Source organism: Campylobacter jejuni (assembly GCF_049221745.1).
In the GTDB taxonomy this organism is placed as follows: Bacteria; Campylobacterota; Campylobacteria; order Campylobacterales; family Campylobacteraceae; genus Campylobacter_D; species Campylobacter_D jejuni_E.
Genome location: NZ_JBMJAO010000003.1, coordinates 119,367 through 139,993, shown reverse-complemented (window position 1 = coordinate 139,993; position 20,627 = coordinate 119,367). Strand labels below are relative to the sequence as shown.

Annotated in this window: 15 protein-coding genes, 1 other RNA gene and 1 pseudogene; 9 read left to right on the top strand and 8 right to left on the bottom strand. The window is 30.5% G+C overall.

The genetic code is table 11. The features are described from left to right. The 3 genes and pseudogenes from ACOTU8_RS04245 to ACOTU8_RS04235 all read right to left on the bottom strand — a co-directional run. Nucleotides 1-1,209, bottom strand: a pseudogene (locus ACOTU8_RS04245) (autotransporter outer membrane beta-barrel domain-containing protein); the annotation flags it as partial. Nucleotides 1,210-1,410: 201 nt separating this feature from the next. Next, nucleotides 1,411-1,771, bottom strand: a transfer-messenger RNA (tmRNA) gene (gene ssrA, locus ACOTU8_RS04240). Beyond that, the gene (locus tag ACOTU8_RS04235; RefSeq protein ID WP_422341928.1) at nt 1,772-2,182 is read right to left on the bottom strand and encodes a histidine phosphotransferase; all 411 of its coding nucleotides are present in this window, start codon (nt 2,180-2,182) and stop codon (nt 1,772-1,774) included. Nucleotides 2,183-2,272: 90 nt separating this feature from the next. Here ACOTU8_RS04235 and ruvB point away from each other — a divergent pair, with 90 nt between their 5' ends. Then, nucleotides 2,273-3,280, top strand: coding sequence for a Holliday junction branch migration DNA helicase RuvB (ruvB, locus tag ACOTU8_RS04230; RefSeq protein ID WP_422341927.1), 1,008 nt, complete (start codon nt 2,273-2,275; stop codon nt 3,278-3,280). A 3-nt stretch (nt 3,281-3,283) separates the two neighbouring features. After that, on the top strand, nt 3,284-4,327 hold the full coding sequence (gene amaA, locus ACOTU8_RS04225) for an AI-2E family transporter (RefSeq protein WP_422341926.1): 1,044 nt from the start codon (nt 3,284-3,286) through the stop codon (nt 4,325-4,327). A 29-nt stretch (nt 4,328-4,356) separates the two neighbouring features. Here the strand turns inward: amaA and fumC are convergent, their stop codons facing one another. The 3 genes from fumC to ACOTU8_RS04210 form a co-directional block, all read right to left on the bottom strand. Then, on the bottom strand, nt 4,357-5,748 hold the full coding sequence (fumC, locus tag ACOTU8_RS04220; protein WP_422341925.1) for a class II fumarate hydratase: 1,392 nt from the start codon (nt 5,746-5,748) through the stop codon (nt 4,357-4,359). Between the two features lie 133 nt (nt 5,749-5,881). Then, nucleotides 5,882-7,678 carry a glutamine--fructose-6-phosphate transaminase (isomerizing) gene (glmS, locus tag ACOTU8_RS04215; RefSeq protein ID WP_422341924.1) on the bottom strand — a complete coding sequence of 599 codons (1,797 nt, stop codon included), beginning with the start codon at nt 7,676-7,678 and terminating at the stop codon, nt 5,882-5,884. A 3-nt stretch (nt 7,679-7,681) separates the two neighbouring features. Next, nucleotides 7,682-10,039: a nucleotidyltransferase gene (locus ACOTU8_RS04210; RefSeq protein WP_422341923.1), complete on the bottom strand. Its 2,358-nt coding sequence runs from the start codon at nt 10,037-10,039 to the stop codon at nt 7,682-7,684. A 140-nt stretch (nt 10,040-10,179) separates the two neighbouring features. On the opposite strand from ACOTU8_RS04210, the gene mqnE reads away from it, so the two are divergent. The 6 genes from mqnE to ACOTU8_RS04180 are packed head-to-tail and all read left to right on the top strand — an operon-like array spanning nt 10,180 to nt 16,826. Further along, nucleotides 10,180-11,244: an aminofutalosine synthase MqnE gene (gene mqnE / locus ACOTU8_RS04205; protein WP_422341922.1), complete on the top strand. Its 1,065-nt coding sequence runs from the start codon at nt 10,180-10,182 to the stop codon at nt 11,242-11,244. A 9-nt stretch (nt 11,245-11,253) separates the two neighbouring features. Next, complete coding sequence (locus tag ACOTU8_RS04200) at nt 11,254-12,573, top strand: NCS2 family permease (RefSeq protein ID WP_422341921.1); 1,320 nt, start codon at nt 11,254-11,256, stop codon at nt 12,571-12,573. A 16-nt stretch (nt 12,574-12,589) separates the two neighbouring features. Further along, nucleotides 12,590-13,033, top strand: a complete 444-nt coding sequence (locus ACOTU8_RS04195; protein ID WP_422341920.1) for a phosphoribosyltransferase — start codon at nt 12,590-12,592, stop codon at nt 13,031-13,033. A 44-nt stretch (nt 13,034-13,077) separates the two neighbouring features. Next, a complete protein-coding gene (locus ACOTU8_RS04190) occupies nt 13,078-13,776 on the top strand; it encodes an MlaA family lipoprotein (protein WP_422341919.1) in 699 nt (232 codons plus the stop codon). A gap of 9 nt (nt 13,777-13,785) precedes the next feature. Further along, the gene (locus ACOTU8_RS04185; protein WP_422341918.1) at nt 13,786-14,355 is read left to right on the top strand and encodes an ABC transporter substrate-binding protein; all 570 of its coding nucleotides are present in this window, start codon (nt 13,786-13,788) and stop codon (nt 14,353-14,355) included. Beyond that, nucleotides 14,355-16,826 (top strand): efflux RND transporter permease subunit, encoded by a 2,472-nt coding sequence (locus tag ACOTU8_RS04180; protein WP_422341917.1) that lies wholly within the window; start codon nt 14,355-14,357, stop codon nt 16,824-16,826. The genes ACOTU8_RS04185 and ACOTU8_RS04180 overlap by 1 nt, the downstream gene beginning before the upstream one ends. Nucleotides 16,827-16,850: 24 nt before the next feature. On the opposite strand, the gene rdgB is transcribed toward ACOTU8_RS04180, so the two are convergent. Beyond that, complete coding sequence (gene rdgB, locus ACOTU8_RS04175) at nt 16,851-17,459, bottom strand: RdgB/HAM1 family non-canonical purine NTP pyrophosphatase (RefSeq protein ID WP_422341916.1); 609 nt, start codon at nt 17,457-17,459, stop codon at nt 16,851-16,853. A 161-nt stretch (nt 17,460-17,620) separates the two neighbouring features. Here rdgB and ACOTU8_RS04170 point away from each other — a divergent pair, with 161 nt between their 5' ends. Beyond that, the gene (locus ACOTU8_RS04170; RefSeq protein WP_422341915.1) at nt 17,621-18,922 is read left to right on the top strand and encodes an MFS transporter; all 1,302 of its coding nucleotides are present in this window, start codon (nt 17,621-17,623) and stop codon (nt 18,920-18,922) included. A 12-nt stretch (nt 18,923-18,934) separates the two neighbouring features. Here ACOTU8_RS04170 and ACOTU8_RS04165 read toward each other — a convergent pair whose 3' ends face one another. Then, complete coding sequence (locus ACOTU8_RS04165) at nt 18,935-20,596, bottom strand: 4Fe-4S dicluster domain-containing protein (RefSeq protein WP_422341914.1); 1,662 nt, start codon at nt 20,594-20,596, stop codon at nt 18,935-18,937. Nucleotides 20,597-20,627 lie beyond the last annotated feature (31 nt).

Sequence of the window (20,627 nt, the reverse complement as noted above, 5' to 3'; positions counted from 1 at the left end):
TTCTCTACTTGCTAAATCTGCTCCTATACTTCCTAACTGTTCTGTGATAGAACGAAGTGCTAGGATAGAAGCTTTATCATTAGCACTAAGATTTAAATTTGAATTTTTATTTACTAAATCAATGTATTTTTCATCATCGATTTTACCGCCGTTTTTCTCAGCTTCTTGTTTGAGTTTTTCAAGTTCAACTTTTTGTTTTTCAAGGGTTTCTTTGGCTTGCTCATTATCTAAACCTTTTACAATTCTATCAATAGCTTCAAGATCTACTGCGATTTGATTAGTTAATTTTTTAGCCGCTGCAGTAGCACCTCCATTGATTACTAAGCATTTATCACCACCGCAGTTTTTAAGGCTAAGTTTATAATCTACAAAGGCACCGCCATACTTATTATCTTCAGCTGTAACATCAAGAGAGGCAACATAATCATCGCCATTAAGCAAGCTTTCATCTATATAAGAGCTTGCACTTTTTAAAATCAAAGCTCCTGCGTTAGTTTCATCATTAAGCTTATCTGTTTTTATGTCTTTTGCTCTTAAAGCAATAAAATCATTTACATCTAAATTAGAATAAGATTGAGATAAAAATCCAAGACCTGATTTTTCAATCGTTGCTGTTCCATTGACTTTAAAAGTATCGCTTTTCATTGAAACAATAGCACTATTTGTTGCGCTAAAGTCTCCATTTACAGTTAAACTACCATTTACAGTATCGTTAGTATTTTCTCTACTACCATTAAAAATTAACAAAGATGAAGCTTTATTTTTATCTATATTATCAAGATCAAAATCATCACCTGAGCCTACCATTGTAAAATTAGCATTGATAGTTCCTGCATTATAATAATTAAGTCCTATATCAGTAGTTTTAAAATCTTTCGCATTTACATTGAAATTTCTTACTAAAGCAGCAGTTTCACCACTACTATTTCTAGTATTTTCTAAAGTTAAAGAATTATTACCTAAATCAATGTTGATTTTAGTATCTTCAGGGGCATCATCAAAAGCTGAAGTATTAATTTTAAAAGTTATATCTTGATTTTTGTAATTTTCATTTTTAAAAGTAGCAACATTTTCTTTTTCGTCGATATTAAAATTTGCTTTTAAATCTTCTTGGTTGTTAAAATTAATATCTACTGCAAAAGCACCTGAATAAAGCAAAGTTGCTACACCTAGACTTAGCAATATCTTGCTCGAAGCATTTTTCTTCATAAATTTCTCCTTTAATAAATTTAAACCGAAGGAAAAATTATACCCCCCATAAAAATAAGCTTAAAAATAAAACTATAAATTTTAATGAAAAATTATAAAACTTAATATATCAAAGTTTTAAGGGTAATAAATCGTTCTTAACTTCATATAAAAAATTCTAAAATTTGAAATAAACTTATGATTTACTTAAAATTATCGTGATGGTGGAAGCGAGGGGAATCGAACCCCTGTCCAAAAATAATCCCACAAAGACCTCTACATGCTTAGCAAAGATGACTACTTCACCCTACTTCGCTCATCTTCCAAAACTTAAAAGCAAGGCTAAGACTTTATATTTCACCTCAACGCTTGTCAAACGCAAGGCTACACTATCAAAAATGACCGAAAATTAAGCTAGATAGTATGACTTAAATTTCGGGCTCAACTGAACTTACGCAGCTTTAGCGTAAGCAGGAGCGAATTTAACGTTGTTTGCGTTTAATTTTATTTGGGCTTTTTACGCTTTGCCCAAAGCGACATGCCATCTAAGCAGACTTACTCCTGTCGAAGCCAAGTCGCTCCCTTATTTAGAAATAATATTTGGAACATTAACAATTAAAGGATTAAAAACCGCTAAAACAGAATCATCATTTTCATACGAACGACAATATTTTTCAAATTGATCGCTCATTAAAAGCATCCAATCCGTAAATTCATCACTAGCAGGCCCATTAAAACGATTTGCTTGTACCATCATCTCTTCGCAAAATACGCAAAAATCCGTCACTTCCTCAAGATTTAAGCGTCTTGCTGCCCAAGCGGTATTGTGTGCTAAGGTTTCAAGCTCTTTTATGGCTTCTTTATAACGCACACTATCACTTCCAAGTTTGATGATTAAAGGTTCAAACTTATCACACATGGTTCTAAAAAATTGTAAAAATTTCTCTATATCATCGATTTCATAGTCTAATTCTAATTTTGTTAAAATTCCCATTTTTAAACCATAATCATTAAAGTTTAATGTAAATTCTAGCAAATTTTAGCTAAAATCTTATTTTAATTTTTCCAAAATACAAGTAAAGATATGGATAGAATAGTAGAAATAGAAAAATATTCCTTTGATGAAACTTACGAAACCTCATTGCGTCCTTCAAATTTTGATGGTTATATAGGTCAAGAAAATATTAAAAAAAATTTAAACGTCTTTATAGCAGCAGCTAAAAAACGCAACGAATGTTTGGATCACATACTTTTTAGCGGTCCTGCAGGACTTGGAAAAACAACACTGGCTAACATCATCTCCTATGAAATGAGTGCAAATATCAAAACAACTGCCGCTCCTATGATAGAAAAAAGTGGAGATTTAGCGGCCATTTTAACCAATCTTAGTGAAGGAGATATACTTTTTATCGATGAAATTCATCGTTTAAGCCCTGCAATTGAAGAAGTGCTTTACCCTGCAATGGAAGATTACCGCCTTGATATCATCATAGGTAGCGGTCCTGCTGCTCAAACTATAAAAATTGATTTGCCTAAATTTACCCTCATAGGTGCTACAACACGTGCGGGTATGCTTAGCAATCCTTTACGTGATCGTTTTGGTATGCAATTTAGATTAGAATTTTATAAAGATAGCGAACTCGCTCTCATCTTGCAAAAAGCGGCTTTAAAACTTGGTAAAACTTGCGAAGAAAAAGCTGCTCTTGAAATAGCCAAAAGAAGTCGCTCTACTCCTAGGATAGCTCTAAGGCTTTTAAAAAGAGTAAGAGATTTCGCTGACGTCAATGATGAAGAAATCATTATGGAAAAAAGAGCCAATGAAGCTTTAAATTCTTTAGGAGTTAATGAACTTGGTTTTGATGCGATGGATTTAAGATATCTTGAGCTTTTAACTGCCGCTAAACAAAAACCTATCGGGCTTGCAAGCATTGCCGCGGCTTTAAGCGAAGATGAAAATACCATAGAAGATGTGATCGAGCCTTATTTATTAGCTAATGGTTACATAGAACGCACCGCAAAAGGACGTATAGCAAGTACAAAAAGCTATAACGCCTTAAAATTAAACTATGAAAAAACTTTGTTTGAGGAGTAAATTTTGCAAAATGGGAAATTCTTTCTTATAAGCTTTATTTTGGTTATTTTATTTCTTTTGCTTTATCTTTTCAAGGGCTTTTTGCTAGTGATCATTATAGCTAGTTTAATGGCAGTAGCCACCTCAAATATTAATGCAAAATTTTTAAACCTGACTAAAGGACATAAATTTCTAGCTTCCATTCTTACAACAGCTTGCATGGTTTTGCTTTTTTTTACGCCATTTGTTTATGCTATGATAGAACTTGCCAAAGCTCTAAAAAATTTCGATATTAATTTAGTTACACAAACACTTAATTACGTAAAAAACTATCAATTTATCTTACCTGAAAGTTTTAGTTTTTTAGAACCCAAAATTAAAGAATTTTTAGCTTCTATAGATTTAAATAGTATTTCTAAACAAATTTTAAGTTATGCTTCAAGTTTTACAAAATCAGGGGCTAAATTTCTTATAGATATGGTTTTAATTTGTATATTTTATTTCTTTGCAAATTTATATGGAACAGAACTTGTTATCTATCTTAAATCCATCATTCCTATTGATAAAAAAGAACTCGATGATGTTTTAAGCGAAGTGGGTAATGTTATGGCTGTTGTACTTTACTCTATGGTCATTGTAGCAATATTTCAAGGTGCACTTTTTGGTTTAATTACAATGTTTTATGGTTATGATGGAATTTTAATGGGAGTAATTTTTGCTGTAAGTTCTCTCATACCTGCTATAGGAGGTGCTTTAATTTATGTGCCTGTAAGTCTTTATGAATTTGCCTCAAATAATCTTAACTCAGCTCTTGTTATTTTTATTTATTCTGTAATTGTAATTTCTTTTATAGCAGACACTTTAATCAAACCTTTAATCATCAAATGGATCAACAAAAAACTTGTAAAAACCCCTACTAAAATCAATGAGCTTTTAATTTTCCTAGCTATGATAGCAGGAATTTCAACCTTTGGTTTTTGGGGTATTATATTAGGTCCTGCGATTTTAACCTTTTTTGTATCAACTTTAAGAATGTATGTGATTTTAAAAGATAAGAATTTAATTTAACTTGCCTTAAAAAAGGCAAGCTTTATGACCTAGGCTTTTGGGCCTATCATTTTAGTAGGATCAACAAATTTATTGAAATCTTCTTCACTAACCAAACCAAGCTCCATTGCGCTTTCTTTTAAAGAAATACCTTTTTTATGTGCATTTTTGGCTACTTTAGCAGCGTTTTCATAACCTATGTGTGGATTTAGAGCAGTAACTAGCATTAAAGAATTGTGAAGATTATGATCGATTTTTGCACGATTTGGTTCTATGCCTACAGCACAATGAATATTGAATGAATGCATAGAATCAGCCAATAAATCAAGACTTTGCAAGAAATTATAAATAATCACAGGCTTAAAAACATTAAGTTCAAAATTTCCTTGGCTCGCTGCAAATCCGATAGCTGCATCATTTCCCATCACTTGTACAGCAACCATAGTAATAGCTTCGCACTGGGTAGGATTTACTTTACCTGGCATGATCGAACTTCCTGGTTCATTTTCAGGGATGATAAGCTCACCAAGACCGCATCTTGGACCTGAAGCTAGCCATCTAATATCATTTGCAATTTTCATTAAATTTGCAGCCAAACCTTTCATCGCACCATGAGTGAAATTAATCGCATCATGACTTGTTAAAGCATGAAATTTATTTGGACTTGAAACAAATTTCGTACCTATAAGTTGAGTTAGCTCTTCACTTACTTTTTGGCTTAATTCTGGATGTGCATTAAGCCCTGTTCCTACTGCGGTTCCTCCTATGGCAAGTTCTCTTAAAGTTGGCAAAGAAGCGATGATTTGCTCTTTTGAATGCAAAAGCATAGAAAGATATCCACTAAATTCTTGCGCTAGAGTAAGTGGCGTAGCATCTTGTAAATGCGTGCGTCCTATCTTGATAATACCATCAAATTCTTTTACTTTTTTTTCAAAAGTTGCAATAAGCTCATCAAGCGCAGGGATAAGCTTTTTCTCTACTTGCTCAACTGCAACGATACTCATAGCAGTTGGGAAAGTATCATTAGAACTTTGACTCATATTAACATGATCATTTGGATGTACAAGCTTTTCTTTGCGAAAATCCCCGCCCATAATTTCAGTAGCACGATTTGCAATAACTTCATTCATATTCATATTGCTTTGTGTGCCTGAACCCGTTTGCCAAATCGCAAGTGGAAAATTATCATCAAATTTACCTACGATAATCTCATCGCAAGCTTGAACTATAGCATTTTTCTTAGCATCATCAAGTTTTCTAAGTTTGTTATTGACTAAAGCTAAAGATTTTTTAAGATTTGCAAAAGCATAGATTAAAACCTTTGGCATTTTCTCACAACCGATTTTGAAATTTTCAAAACTTCTTTCAGTTTGAGCTCCCCAATATTTGTCATTTGGGACCTTAACTTCACCCATGGTATCGTGTTCAACTCTGTATTCCATAGTATTTCCTTTCTAGAAATATTGTTAGAATTATTTAAACAAAAATAAGCATAAAGTTAGCTTATAATTTAAAATTTATTTATATTTTTTGAAGTATTTGAAAGTTATGTGCAGTTTATTTAAACTGCACGGATTATTCCACTGTTACGCTTTTAGCCAAATTTCTTGGCATATCCACATCATTACCAAGTCTTATGGAAATTTCCATCGCTAAAAGTTGAGTAATTACCATCATTTCAAAAAATTCACACATATAATGATCTTGCTCATTGGTTTTTATAAAATCATCACTCAAATCAAATTCTAAAGGCGAAATACTAAGTACTGTAGAATCTCTAGCAATAAGCTCTTCAACATTTGATTTTGTCTTTTCATAAAGCATATGCTTTGGCATTAAAGCTATGGTATAAAGCTTAGAATCAGCTAAAGCAATAGGGCCATGTTTCATCTCTCCAGCAGGATAGCCCTCAGCATGCAAATAAGATAACTCTTTAAGTTTTAAAGCTCCCTCCAAAGCCAAAGGATAAAACACATCTCTACCTATAAAGAAAAAACCATGTCCATCTAAATAACGCTTAGATAAACGATGAATTTTTTCATGTAAGGCCTGTTTTACACTCACACAGTTTGGAGTATGTAAAAGCGCTTTAATTTCAGCAGAAACATTTAAATTTCTTTTTTGTGCCATAAAAATAGCAAGCATCCAAAGCGTTAAAACTTGAGTTGCAAAAGCTTTAGTTGAAGCAACTCCTTTTTCTATGCCTGCACGAGTTAAGAGGCTTAAATGTGCTAAACGCACTATATTAGAATTATCTACATTGCAAATTGCAAAAGTTTTAGCACTCTGCTCTTTTGCAATTTTTAAAGCCTCTAAAGTATCAGCCGTTTCACCACTTTGGGAAATAACAATAAATAAAGAATCTTTTTTTACAATCGCTTCACGGTAGCGAAATTCACTAGCGATTTCTACTTTAGCCTTAACCTTGGCAATTCTTTCAAACAAGTAAACGCTTGCCATTGCAGCATGATAACTTGTTCCGCAAGCACAAAGTGTGACTTCATCTACTTGACTTAAATTTTCATTGTTTAACTCATCAAAAACAACCTCATCGCCTTGAATACGTCCCATTAAAACTTCACTCATCACACGGCTTTGTTCATAAATTTCTTTTTCCATAAAAAAGCGAAAGCCATCTTTTTTTGCATAAGCTTTATCACCTGAAAGCTTAGAAAAACAAAGTTGCTTTAAGATACCATTTTCATAAACGACAAGCTCATCTTTGCCCGCATACCCTAAACTTAAATCCTCAAGATACATTACCTCATCGCAATTTCCTATCAAAGGTGCATCACCCGAAGAAAAATACCATTCTTTATTTGCATTTTTACCAACAATCAAAGGAGCAGCATTTTTAGCAAAATATACATGGTTTGGATCTTTTTTTGTTACCAATAAAGTTGCAAAAGCACCACGAAGTTCTTTAATAGTTTTTTGCCAAGCCTCAAAAACCTCCATTTGTTCTGCATAAAATTCAAAAAGCTGAACAATAACCTCAGTATCAGTTTGACTTAAAAAACCTATACCTTCTTTTTCAAGCTTATCTTTAATCTCTTTATAATTTTCTATAATACCATTATGAATCACACAAGAATACTGTCCTAAATGAGGATGTGCATTAATTTCAGTAGGTTTTCCATGAGTTGCCCATCTTGTATGACCTATAGCAAAACCATAACCTTGACTTTTAAAATCTATGCATTTATTAGCTAAATTTTCAAGCTTTCCTACAGCTTTAAAAAAACTAAGCTCTCCTTCTTGCATCACTGCCATACCTGCACTATCATAACCACGATATTCTAATTCTTTAAGTCCATTTAGTATAATTTGTTTTTTTTCATTATTTCCTATATAACCTACGATTCCACACATTTTTTACTCACTTATTAATAAATTAACTAACTTTTGCTCGCTTTGCTCGCTATGTTCTAATTTTTCATTCTTTTGAAAAATAAAAATATTACGCGTCCTTTGTCTTATGGTTTGAATTTTTGCTGTGCATAAAACAAGTTCAAGTTCATTAAAAACATTCATCAAATACGCCATTAAACCCTGCTGATCTTTGGTATTAAGGCCTAATTTAGCATACATTTTGGAATAATTTAAGTCTAATTTTAACTCATCTTTTTTAATGATTGGCTTTTTAATTTTTTTCAAATTAAAACCAGAAAGATTTGAATTTAAAAGCTCGCAAAGTTTTAGTTTTTGCTCATCACTGATAATATTGTCATATTCAAACCTTAAATAAATTTTATCATCAAAAAGTTCAAAAAAATTCATAAAAATAAGATTTAAATTTGTTAAAGAACTTAAAATAATGGCAATATTAAAATGAAGTGGCGCAACAATTTGCAAACTAAGATTTGTTTCATTACTAAACCAAAATTTAAAGTCATTTTCTTTAGCTAGTTTAGAAATCATAACAATGTCTTCAAAAGTATTTTTTATAATAAAAAGATTTGATTTGATATGTATGATTTTATCTTGTAAAATTTCATCTTGTTCCAAAAAAATCTTACTTCTTTTAAGTGTCAATTCTTTTTTTACCCTTCTTGCACTTTCTTCAAGTAAATTTTCATCTTCAAAGCCTTGTTTTGCATTTTCTAAAAGCTTATCAAGAACTCTAAAATAAAAAGCATTATAATTTAAAGCCTTAGCCTTTAACCAAGTTAGAGTATATAAAAGTTCTAAATTTTCTAAATTTTCTAATTTAGAAACTAGACTGCTTATAACAATAGGATTATATATATCTTCTTTTTCTACAAGATCTTTTAAAGCGTTATTATTTTTAAATATCTTAAGACCCCATTCTAAAATTTCATTTTTTAAATCAAATTTAGAGCAATACGATCTATATATACTTGCTAAAGAAATTTCATTTTCACTTTCTATAGCGCTTAAAAGTATTACAAGCTTTAAAATCATTTTTTCATCGGTTTTAAGTTTTTGGAGTATCTTAAGTTTATCTTCGTATTTTTCAAATTCACTTAACATAAGAAAAACTTGCTCATCAAAACTATAATTTCCCTCTTCATCGCTTAAAAAACGAACTGTCCAAAAAGGCTTGCATAAATCTTTTAGAATTCCACTATCAAGCAAAAGTTTTAAAACACAAAAACTATGCCTTTTATAAAAAATTTTCTTAAAAAGTATTAAAGCTTTTTCTATATCTTTTTTACCGTATTTCAATCTTCTTAGAGCAAAAACCAAGTTAAGATCGAAAATAACCTGTTTATCTTCAAATTTTAATAAGTATTCTAAAACTTCCACAAGAGTTTTAAATTTATATTCTTGCTTAAGAGTATGATTTAATCCATCTTGAATTTGCTTTGCTAAAAAGTGCGTATAAAAACCTATAGTATGCATACTTTGCAAAGCTTTTTGAACCAACAACTCATTTGCTCCAAAATGTTTTTTAGCTTTTTTATACATTAATTCACTCAAATCATGAACATTAATAAGTAAAAACTCATCCTCATCTTTAGCACTTAATAAATTCATCGCTGATTTTAAAGAAAGTAAAAAATCTCCAGCTAAACGCAACTCGCTTAAATTTTTTTCATCTATAAAATTTAAAGCATAATTTTTTGGAGAAGTCTTAAAAAGAACAAGCAAACTCTCTAAGGATCTTAAATGATTTAATCCTCCAAAATCTTTTAAGATATTAAATTCTTGCTTTATAAATGGAATATCAAATTCTTTAAAATTTTCTAGTAAAAGCTTGGCAAAATCATTTTTATTTTCTTTTAAAATACTCTCAAATTTCGTCTTAATCCCTTTAAATAAAATCCTAGATCCACATATAAAACGAGTTTGTATTATAGAAGTTTTAAGTTCATTTCTAGCATTATAAAGCCCGTTAAATTCTAAAATAACAGAATCTATTTGCAAACGCGCATCATTTAAAATTTCGATAAAAGCCTTAATCATAGGTTTTAAATGAAAAGCCTTAATATCTTTATAAACAAAAATCAAAGAAATACTTTCATTAAAACAAAGACTATTATTTGCATATGCTTTGCTTGCTAAAACACAAAAAGGGATATTATCGCTTGGCGGCAAAAAATCATCAAAATAATCTTTAAGAACTATATCATAAGCTTTTTTTATAAAATTATCCATATTTTTAGAATGATATAAGCTAAACGCCCCTTGCTTAAGAAAAAATTTTCTACAACTTTGAGTATAGGAACTAAGATTTTTTTTAAAAATTTCTAATTCTTTATTTAACAAAATTTCTACTCTCTTTAAATTTTAATATTTTAATAATAATCTTAACAAAAATATCTTTTATTTTGGCTTTTTCTATAAACTCTTTTTCAGTAAGCAAAAATTATAATGCTTTATTTAAAAATAATAAAGAGTAAAATCAAATGAAAACTTTAATCACAAAACTAGAAAACGAAGAAAGATTAAGCCAAGAAGAAGCCAATGCACTTTGGGATCTAGATCTTTTTACCTTAGGTAAATACGCGCATAAAAAACGCTCTAAACTCCACGGAAAAAAAGTCTATTTTAATATCAATCGCCATATCAATCCAACTAATATTTGTGCAGATACTTGTAAATTTTGCGCCTTTTCAGCACACCGCAAAAATCCTAATCCTTATTTGATGACTCATAAAGAAATCATGAAAATTGTTGATGAAACCGTAAAACGAGAAACCAAAGAAGTACATATCGTTTCAGCTCACAACAAAGATACAACTTGGCAATGGTATTTAGAAATTTTTAAAATGATAAAAGAAAAATATCCTAATCTTCACATAAAAGCTATGACTGCTGCTGAGATTGATTTTTTACATCGTCGTTTTAAAATGAGCTATGAAGAAGTGATAGAAAAAATGCTTGAATATGGCGTTGATTCCATGCCTGGTGGTGGAGCTGAAATTTTTGATGAAGAAGTGCGTAAAAAAATTTGTCATGGAAAAGTTAGCAGTGAAAATTGGCTTAAAATTCATAAACTTTGGCATGAAAAAGGCAAGCAAAGTAATGCTACTATGCTTTTTGGACACATAGAAGAAAGACATCATAGAATTGATCATATGTTAAGACTACGCGATCTTCAAGATCAAACAGGTGGATTTAATGCTTTTATTCCCCTAGTTTGGCAAAGAGATAATAGTTTTATACAAACTGATAAAATTATGGATAGTGAAGAAATTTTAAAAACCATAGCCATTGCTCGTTTAGTGCTTGATAATATAAAAAATATTAAAGCTTACTGGGCAACAATGACCTTAAATTTAGCTATGGTGGCACAAGAATTTGGTGCAAATGATTTAGATGGCACCATAGAAAAAGAAAGTATACAAAGTGCAGGTGGTGCAAAGTCTGCTAAAGGCACAAGCTTAAAAACTTTTATTGATATGATAAAAACTTCAAATCTTATTCCTGTTGAACGCGATAGTCTTTATAACGAACTAAAAACCTATTAAGGAGAATATATGGACTTTTTTAAACTTAAGGAAAACGGCACAAGTTTAAAAACTGAAATTATAGCAGGACTTACTACTTTTTTAGCTATGGTTTATATTATTCCTGTAAATTCAGCCATAGTTAGCAATACAGGCATGCCCATAGAAGCTCTAATAGTCGCTACAACCTTAATCACTATTATCGCAAGTGCTTTTAACGCTTTTTTTTCAAATACCCCAGTGGCAATGAGCGTTGGAATGGGCCTAAATGCTTATTTTACCTTCGCAGTTTGCTTAGGTCAAAATATACCTTGGCAAAGTGCTTTAGGAGCTGTTTTTATCTCAAGTATTATTTTTCTTGTACTTTCTTTTACTAAATTCCGCCTTTGGGTAATCCGCAACATCCCTAAAGATTTACGCCTTGCAATTTGTGCAGGCATAGGCTGTTTTATAGCATTTTTAGGCTTAAGTCAAATGGGTATAATAGCATATAGCAAGGATACTTTAGTCAGTATAGGAAATTTTAAAAGCCCCCATGTACTTTTTGGAATTTTCACCCTAGCTTTGATCATATTTTTTTGGGCTATAAAACTTCGTGGAGCTTTCATTTTAGGAGTATTAGCAAGTTCTATTATCGCTTGGACTTTTCATTTGGATAATGCAAACTTTCCTGAACAAATTCTTTCTTTACCAAATTTTAACGTGGAAAATGGTTTAGGGACTATTTTTTTACAACTTGATATAAAAAGTGCTTTAAATGTCACAATGATACCTATAATTTTAACTTTTTTTATCACTCAACTTTTTGATAGTATAGGAACTATCACAGGCGTAGGCGAAAGAGGAAAAATTTTTGATAATCCAAAAAATGGAGAAAAAAAACTAAGCAAAACTTTAATGGCAGATGCAACAAGTTCAGCTTTAGGAGCCATAACAGGAACTTCTACAGTTACTGCTTTTGTTGAAAGCACTACAGGAGTTGAAAGTGGCGGAAGAACTGGTCTTACAACTTTAGTTGTGGCTATTTGTTTTACTTTTACACTTTTTTTACTACCACTTTTTAAAAGTATTCCTGCTAATGCAATATATCCTGTACTTGTTATAGTAGGAATTTTAATGTTTATGGAAGTAAAAAATATAGATTTTAAAGATAGTGCCATAGCTGTAGCAAGTTTTTTTACTATTACTATGATGCCTTTTACTTATTCTATTACGACAGGTTTTGCTTTTGGATTTCTTTCTTATTTGCTTGTAAGAATTTTTAGGCGTGAATGGAATAAAATCAATCTTGGCATCATAGTTTTGAGTTTATTATCTTTAGGTAATTTTTTACTTATTGCATTTCAATAAAATTAAGGATGTATTAATGATATTTTATTCTTATGAAGAATTTAAAGAAGATGTAAAGACTCTTGCTAAAGAGCTTAAAAAAGATTTTAATCCTGATGTACTCTTAGCTATAGCAAGAGGGGGAATGAGTTTAGGACACTCTTTAGCAGTAGCTTTAAAAACGCGACAACTTTTTACCTTAAATTCAATTCATTATGATGATACAAAAAAACTTGATACTATTGAAATTTTCAACATTCCTGATTTAAGCAAGCACAAAAAAATTTTACTCATTGATGATATAGTAGATAGTGGAGAAAGTTTAGCAGAAATAAAAAAAGTTTTGCTTGAAAAATTTCCACATATAGAACTTAAAATTGCAACCATTTTTTACAAAAAAACCGCTCTTTTAGAGCCTGATTTCAAAGTAAAAGAAGCTACTGAATGGGTAGATTTTTACTGGGATATAAATCTTGATTAAAAATTTGCTATAATTTTACTTTTAAAATTTTTAGGAGTTTTTGTTTGAGAATAAAATTTATATCTTTTATTTTAATTTTTTTTGCTATTTTTGCTTTTGCTAAAGAACAAAATTTAGATGATTTTGAACAAGAATACCAAAACTATCAAGTAAACGATCCACTTTCAGGATATAACAAAGCTATGACAAGCTTTAATATTGCTTTGTATGATTATGGTTTGCGTCCCGTTCTTAAGGGCTATAACGCTATCACTCCTGAATTTATAAGATTAGGAGTAAGAAATTTCTTTGATAATTTACTTGCTCCTTTGCGTTTTGTAGGCAATGTTTTGCAATTTAAATTTGAAAATGCAGGAGAAGAATTTAAAAGATTTACCGCCAATACCATCATGGGCTTTGGTGGACTTATGGATGTGGCATCAAAAATGGGTCTTAAAAAACATCCAGCGGACTTAGGAACCGTTTTGGCTCACTGGGGCGTAGGAAGTGGTTTTCACATCGTTTTACCTATACTTGGTCCTAGCAATCTTAGAGATACTCTTGCTTTACCTGCAACTTGGTATGCAAGTTTTACTGCTTACATTGATCCTACTTGGGCAAGTATAGCTATAAGTGCTTATGGATTTGGTAATGAACTTAGTTTTAGGCTCGATGAAATTGATGAAATTTATCACAACACGCCTAATTTATATCCATTCTTGCGTGATGCTTACGAGCAAAGACGCAATGAACTTAGCAAATAAAGGAAAACAATGAAAAAAATATTTCTAATCTTGGCTTTATTTTTTAATGCTTTTGCCTTACAGCTAGATGAAATTTCTAGTACTATGCAAAAAAACATTGATACAAGCTTAAAACTTTTACAAGATAGCAAAGAAGACAAAAAACAAGCTGCTGATGGAATTTTTAAACTTTTTGATAGCATAATAGATTATAAACTCATGGCAAAACTCAGTCTTTCAAAAAATTATTCTAAATTAAACTCAAAAGAACAAGAAAAATTTGCCACAGCCTTTGAAGCAAGTCTTAAAAAAAGTTTTACTGATAAACTCAGTCTTTATAAAGATCAGGTTTTAAAGGTTAAAAATGGTGAGTTAAAAAATGAAAAACGCTATTTTTTAACCACTTCTATGGTAGTAGATGGGGAAGAAAAAAATATTATTTTTAAATTTTACAATGATAATAACAACTGGCTTATTTATGATGTAGATGTTTTAGGCGTTAGCATAGTACAAACTTATAGATCACAATTTGGAGATATTTTAGCCAACCAAGGCTTTGATGCCCTGCTTCAAAAACTTGAAAGTATTGTCATAGAATAATGTTTGCAAAGCTTTTAAAGTTTTTTATTTCTCGTCCAAAAAGTACTTTTTTTGGAACTTTGTTTATATGTCTGTTTTTAAGCTTTTTTGCTTTTAAGCTTAGCGTAGATGCAAGTGCTGAAAGTTTGCTTTTAGAAGATGATGCGGATTTAAAAACTTTTAGAGAAATTTCAAAACATTATAAAAGTGATAATTTTTTACTTTTAGCCTTCAAACCCTATGATGAAAAACCTTTTTCAAATGAAAATTTAGCTAAATTAAAAAAACTTCATGAAGAATTAGAAAAAGCCCCTTTAGTAGAACGCGTTTTTAGTATCATCAATGCCCCTTTGCTTCAAAGTTCACAAAATACGGATTTAAAAGAACTTTTAAAAAATATCCCGGATATAGAAAGCCAAGATATAAACTACACAAAAGCCCAAAATGAAATTTTAAATAGTCCCTTTTATAAAAATAATATCATCTCAAAAGATGGAAAAGTAACAGGGCTTATTATTTATTTAAAGCCTGATACAATTTACAATGAACTTATAGAAAAACGTGATCTTGCTACTAACGAAAAAGAAAAAGATCAAATTCGTCTTGCCATAAAAAAACATCAAGACAAGCAAAAAGTTATCACAAAACAAAGTCTAAATACTATTAAAAGTATAGTTCGAAATTATGAAAAAAATAAAGATACGCTATATCTTGGTGGCGTAAGCATGATCGCTGATGATATGATAGCTTATATAAAATCTGATCTTGTGCTTTATGGTGTTTCTCTTGTATTTTTACTAGGACTTGCACTGTATTATTTTTTCCGTTCATGGCGCTTTGTTTTTTTACCTCTTTTTATTTGTTTTATAAGCTTAAGTGCAGCCAGTGGAGTTTTTGCACTTTTAAATTTTCAAATCACAGTTATCTCATCAAATTACGTTGCTTTAGTTTTAATTATCACCTTAAGTGTAGTTATTCATCTAATCACACATTTTATAGAAACTAGCAAACGCTATCCAAAAGCTAAAGTTGAGCGCATAGTGCTTGAAACCTTACTAGCCAAAGCAAATCCTAGCCTTTATGCCATTGTTACAACGATGATAGGATTTTTTTCTTTAATCCTATCAAATATCGAACCTATCATAAAACTTGGTATTATGATGAGTATAGGTATAGGTTTAGCTCTTATCTTTAGTTATTTATTTTTAGCAAGTATCTTAGTTCTTTTAAAACCAAAAAATTATCATAAAAAAGAATTTAAATTTAATCTTTTAGCCTTTTGTGCTAAAACTGCTCTTGATCCTAAAAAGCGTCGTATGATTTATGGAATTTCAGTTCTTGCTATAATCTTAGCTTTAATAGGTATTTCAAAACTCAGAGTTGAAAATTCTTTTGTCAATTATTTCAAAGATGGTAGTGAAATCAAAAAAGGACTTTTGGTTATTGATAAAAATCTAGGCGGAACCTTGCCTTTAGAAGTGATCATTCGTTTTTCAAATAATAAAAACGATCAAAATATAAGCGATGCTCTTGATAGTTTTGAAAGTGAATTTGAAAATTTAGCCACACAAGAAACTTATTGGTTTGACTCCAAAAAAACACGCATTGCAAAAAAAGTTCATGAATTTTTAGAAAACAAAGAATTTGTAGGCTCGGTTTTAAGTCTTAATAGTCTTTTAACCCTAGGGAAAAATATCAACGATGGAAAAGAGTTAGATGATTTTGCCCTTGCGTTTTTAAACGAGAATTTACCCGCTAAATTTAAACAAGACTTGCTTTCACCTTTTGTAAGTATAGAAAATAACGAGTTAAGATTTAGCATGCGTATTGTTGATTCTGACCCGAATTTAAGACGTAATGAGTTTTTAGTAGACCTTAAAAAACAGCTCAACGAGCTTGTAAAAAACGATGGAGTAGAAGTGCAAATCACAGGCATAATGGTGCTTTATAATAATATGCTTCAAAGTCTTTTTTCATCGCAATTTGATACTCTTATATTTGTAATTTTAGCTATTTTCATACTTTTTATCATTGTTTTTAGAGATTTAAAATTTTCAGTTGCAGCTATATTAGTAAATATTATTCCTTTAAGTGTGGTTTTTGCTCTTATGGGACTTTTAGGTATTCCTTTGGATATGATGAGTATTACTATAGCTGCTATTGCTATAGGTATAGGCGTTGATGATGCTATACATTATATTTATCGTTTTAGAGAAGAAATTAAAAACAAAAGCCTGGAAGAAGCCATTATGATTTCTCACCTTAGTATAGGTTCAGCACTTTATTATACTACCATTAGCATAGTTTTAGGTTTTAGTGTTATGATGAGTAGCAATTTCATTCCAACAATTTATTTTGGAATTTTAACCGTTTTTGTAATGATTTTGCTTTTAAGTGGAAGTTTGTTCTTATTACCAAGCTTTTTAATCACTATTTATTCTAAGAAAGCCAAGTTTCCAAACCAACATAAAGAGCATATATTAAAACAATAATAGCTATATATTTTAAAAAATTTTTCATTTTTTATCCTTTGTCAAAATCTTTAAAATGATTTTTGCAAGCTCTAAGGCTTTAAAACGATGAGAGATGTTATTCTTCTCATCCACGCTAAGCTGGGCTAGGGTTTTATCAAAACCCTTTGGAATAAAAAGACTATCATAACCAAAACCATTTTCACCTTTTTCTGTATCAATCACTTTTCCATACATTGTTCCATGCGTGCTAAATTCCCCCATCAAACCTACCATAGCAATAGCGGCTACATAATGTGCTTTACTTTCTTTAAAACCTTTTTTTATCATTTCATTTACAAGCTTATCGCGGTTACTTTTATCATCACCTTGACTGCTAAATCGAGCAGAATAAATTCCTGGATTTCCTTCTAAAACATCTACGCAAATGCCACTATCATCACTTAAAACGATAAAATCTTTTTTTTGCTTTTCATCCAAAGCATTAAAAACTGCTCTTGCTTTAATCAAGGCGTTTTCTTTAAAAGTTTTTCCGTTTTCTTCAATCTCAAAAGGCGTTAAAACTTCATCAAAAGCATAAATTTCAAAATCTTTTAAAATTTCTTTAAGTTCTAAAACTTTATGTTTATTGCTCGTAGCTAAGATAATCTTCATAATAAAAGCTCCAAAATAATATCAAAAAATATGATTTTATAAAATTTATCCTTGTGCGTAGCTTTTAAATCTCAAATGATAAAACGATGTTAATCAATGCTTAATCCATTTCATAGTAAAATTATCCTAATTTAAATTTCAAATTTAATAGGAAATTGATAATGCTAAATAATGTCTTACCCTTATCTTTCATAGTTGGAACAAGATTTTTTGGGCTTTTTATAGTTTTGCCAGTTTTAAGTCTTTATGCTTTAAAACTTGAAGGCGCTAATGAATTTTTAGTGGGACTTTTAGTTGGTGTTTATGCTTTAACTCAAATGATTTTACAAATGCCTTTTGGGATTTTAAGCGATAAAATCGGTCGTAAAAAAACCATGCTCATTGGACTGATTATTTTTATAATAGGCTCTTTAATCTGCTCTTTTGCGGAAAATATTTATACCATACTTTTAGGAAGAATGCTCCAAGGTGCAGGAGCTATTGGAGCTGTGGCTACAGCAATGATAAGTGATTTTATCACAGAAGAAAATCGCGGTAAAGCCATGGCGGTAATGGGTTCTTTTATAGGACTTAGTTTTGCAGCTTCTATGGTCATCTCTCCTTTAATGAGTGCAAAATGGGGTTTGTCTAGCCTTTTTGATCTTAGTGCGGCTTTGTCTCTTTTATGTATAATTTTACTTTATACCGTTGTACCTAAAGAAAACAAAATCACTCATGAAAATGAAAAAACTCCTTTTTTTCATCTTATTAAACAAAAAAATTTAGCCCTTATGAATCTTACTAATTTCATGCAAAAGATGCTTATGAGTATAGCATTTTTAAGCATTCCTATCATTCTAGTCAAACATTTAGGCTTTGCTTCTGATAAACTTTGGATTGTTTATAGCACTTCTATGATAGCAGGTTTTATTGCTATGGGCTTTGCTGGAAGTTTAGGCGAAAAAAGAGGTTTGGCAAAACAAATTCTACTCTTAGGAATTATTTTTTTTATACTTTCTTATCTTTTCTTTGCTTTTAGCAATTCTATGGGATTTTTTATCATGGCAGTTGTGATTTTTTTTATAGGTTTTAATTTACACGAACCCATTATGCAAAGTTGTGCATCAAAATTTTGTAAAGTTCATGAAAAAGGTGCAGCATTAGGGTTGTTTAATGCTTTTGGATATGGCGGAAGTTTTATAGGTGGTATTATCGGAGGGATATTTTTGCATCTAGATGCTTTAAATCTTTTAGCTATTATTTTAGTGATTTTAGCTCTAATTTGGCTTGTGGCATTATTTTTCTTAAAAAATCCAGCTGATTTTAAAAACCTTTATCTACCTTTAGAAACACCTTTAAATTTTAGTAGTTTTAGCGAAAATTTAGGGGTTATAGATATTTATAAAAACTCTAAAAATCTTGTTGTTAAATTTGATAGCAAACTTACAAATAAAGAAGAATTAGAAGGCAAAATTAGGATTTAATCTAATTTTGTCCTACAAAACCATTGCCTTTATCATCACTTTTGCCTTGCAATCTGAACAGCAATAAAGTGTTTTGATTTTATTTTCATCATTACCAAATTTAGGCTTCATTAAATTGGCTATTTTTTCTACAGCTTTTTTGGTCGCAAATTCTTTACCACATTCTATACAGGCAAAAAGCTCATCTTTTGCCATGGTTTGATATTCAAAATAAGAAGTTCTAAACTCCATTCCACTGCGAAGTAATTTTAAAGTATCTTTTTCAGCACAACTTAACTCACAATATCCACAAGTTGTACAAAGAGAAGCATTAAATTTCAAAGCATTTTCTTTAGCATCAGCAATTAAAGCTCCTACATTACAGGCACCCACACAAGAAAGACAAAGCGTACAGGTGTTAGGATTGATTTCTACCTTACCATAACGCAACCATTCGCCACTTTCTATACTGCCGAAATCTTCATTTTTTATCATTTTTTGCATTCTTTTGGCAAAATTTTCTCTTGTAGTTAAAGTATTATTATGAAAATCATATTTTAAATCTTGTATGAATTCTTGCTCTTTTAAAACATTTTGCAATTCTTTTTCATCTTTAGCAACAAAGATAGCTTTTTTCTGAAATTTTCTCTCAAAAAAAGTATTTAAAAGCACAATAGCTTCATTGCTGCCACGAGACACAAAGTCTGTATAAAAAACCAAATTCGCTCCACTACTTTGTAAAAGCGTTAAAAAATGCATAGAAGAAAGCCATTTTTCGCCCTCTATCATAAAGGGTAAAACATCTTTTGGTAAAGCAAGGTTTAAATTTTCTAAAGGCATTTTTTTAGGAATAATTAAAATTTTTTTATTTTCATAAAACTTGCAAAGTGTAAAAAAACTTTCTCTTGGCATAGGAGCATAATCAAGCGAACCACTAGGACACACACTAATACATCCTCCACAACCCAAACAATCCACTTGAGAAAATTCTAAATGTTTGTTTTCATCATCTTTTAAAATCGCCACAGTAGGACAAATTTCAGCACATTTTGCACAATGCTCACTGCGTCTTTCATGGTATTGACACACGCTAGCATTATAGCTAATATAAGTTTTATAATGATATTTTGGACTTTTGCTTTGCAAAAACTCTAACAATGCTTTAAGATTTTCAAAATTTAAAAGATTATAACATCCACTTTGTCTTGTAAAATCTTTACGCACAACGCTTAAATCTTCAGCTTTAAAAAGTAAAAAATCAAAATCTATTTCCACTTCTTTGTCTTGATTTTTAACCACAACACAAAGTTCCCCTACACTTCCAAAAACAGCTAAAATTTCTGCACTGCTTAAAGCAATAACCTTAAATCCATGTTCTTTTAAAAACTCTACAGTTTGAACATCGCTATCTACCAAAATCAAACGATTTTGCACTTCTTTGTTTTGTTCTAAATCGAGCCCTAAATCATAAACACTAGCTCTTGCTTCATAAAGCGTTAAAACATTTTTACTTTGCTCTAAAATTTCATCTTGAGAATTTTTAAGATAAAAATTAATCTCAGGGGCATAAATTTGTGCTTTTTGATTTTTATCATTGCAAACTAATGCTTCTTTATCATTTGCCTGATCTAAAATTTCAATCGCATCGGGTAAAGGGATTAAAACATCATTTTTTATATAAACAAAATCTTGCATTATCTTCCTTAATCCTTTAAAACATCATTTT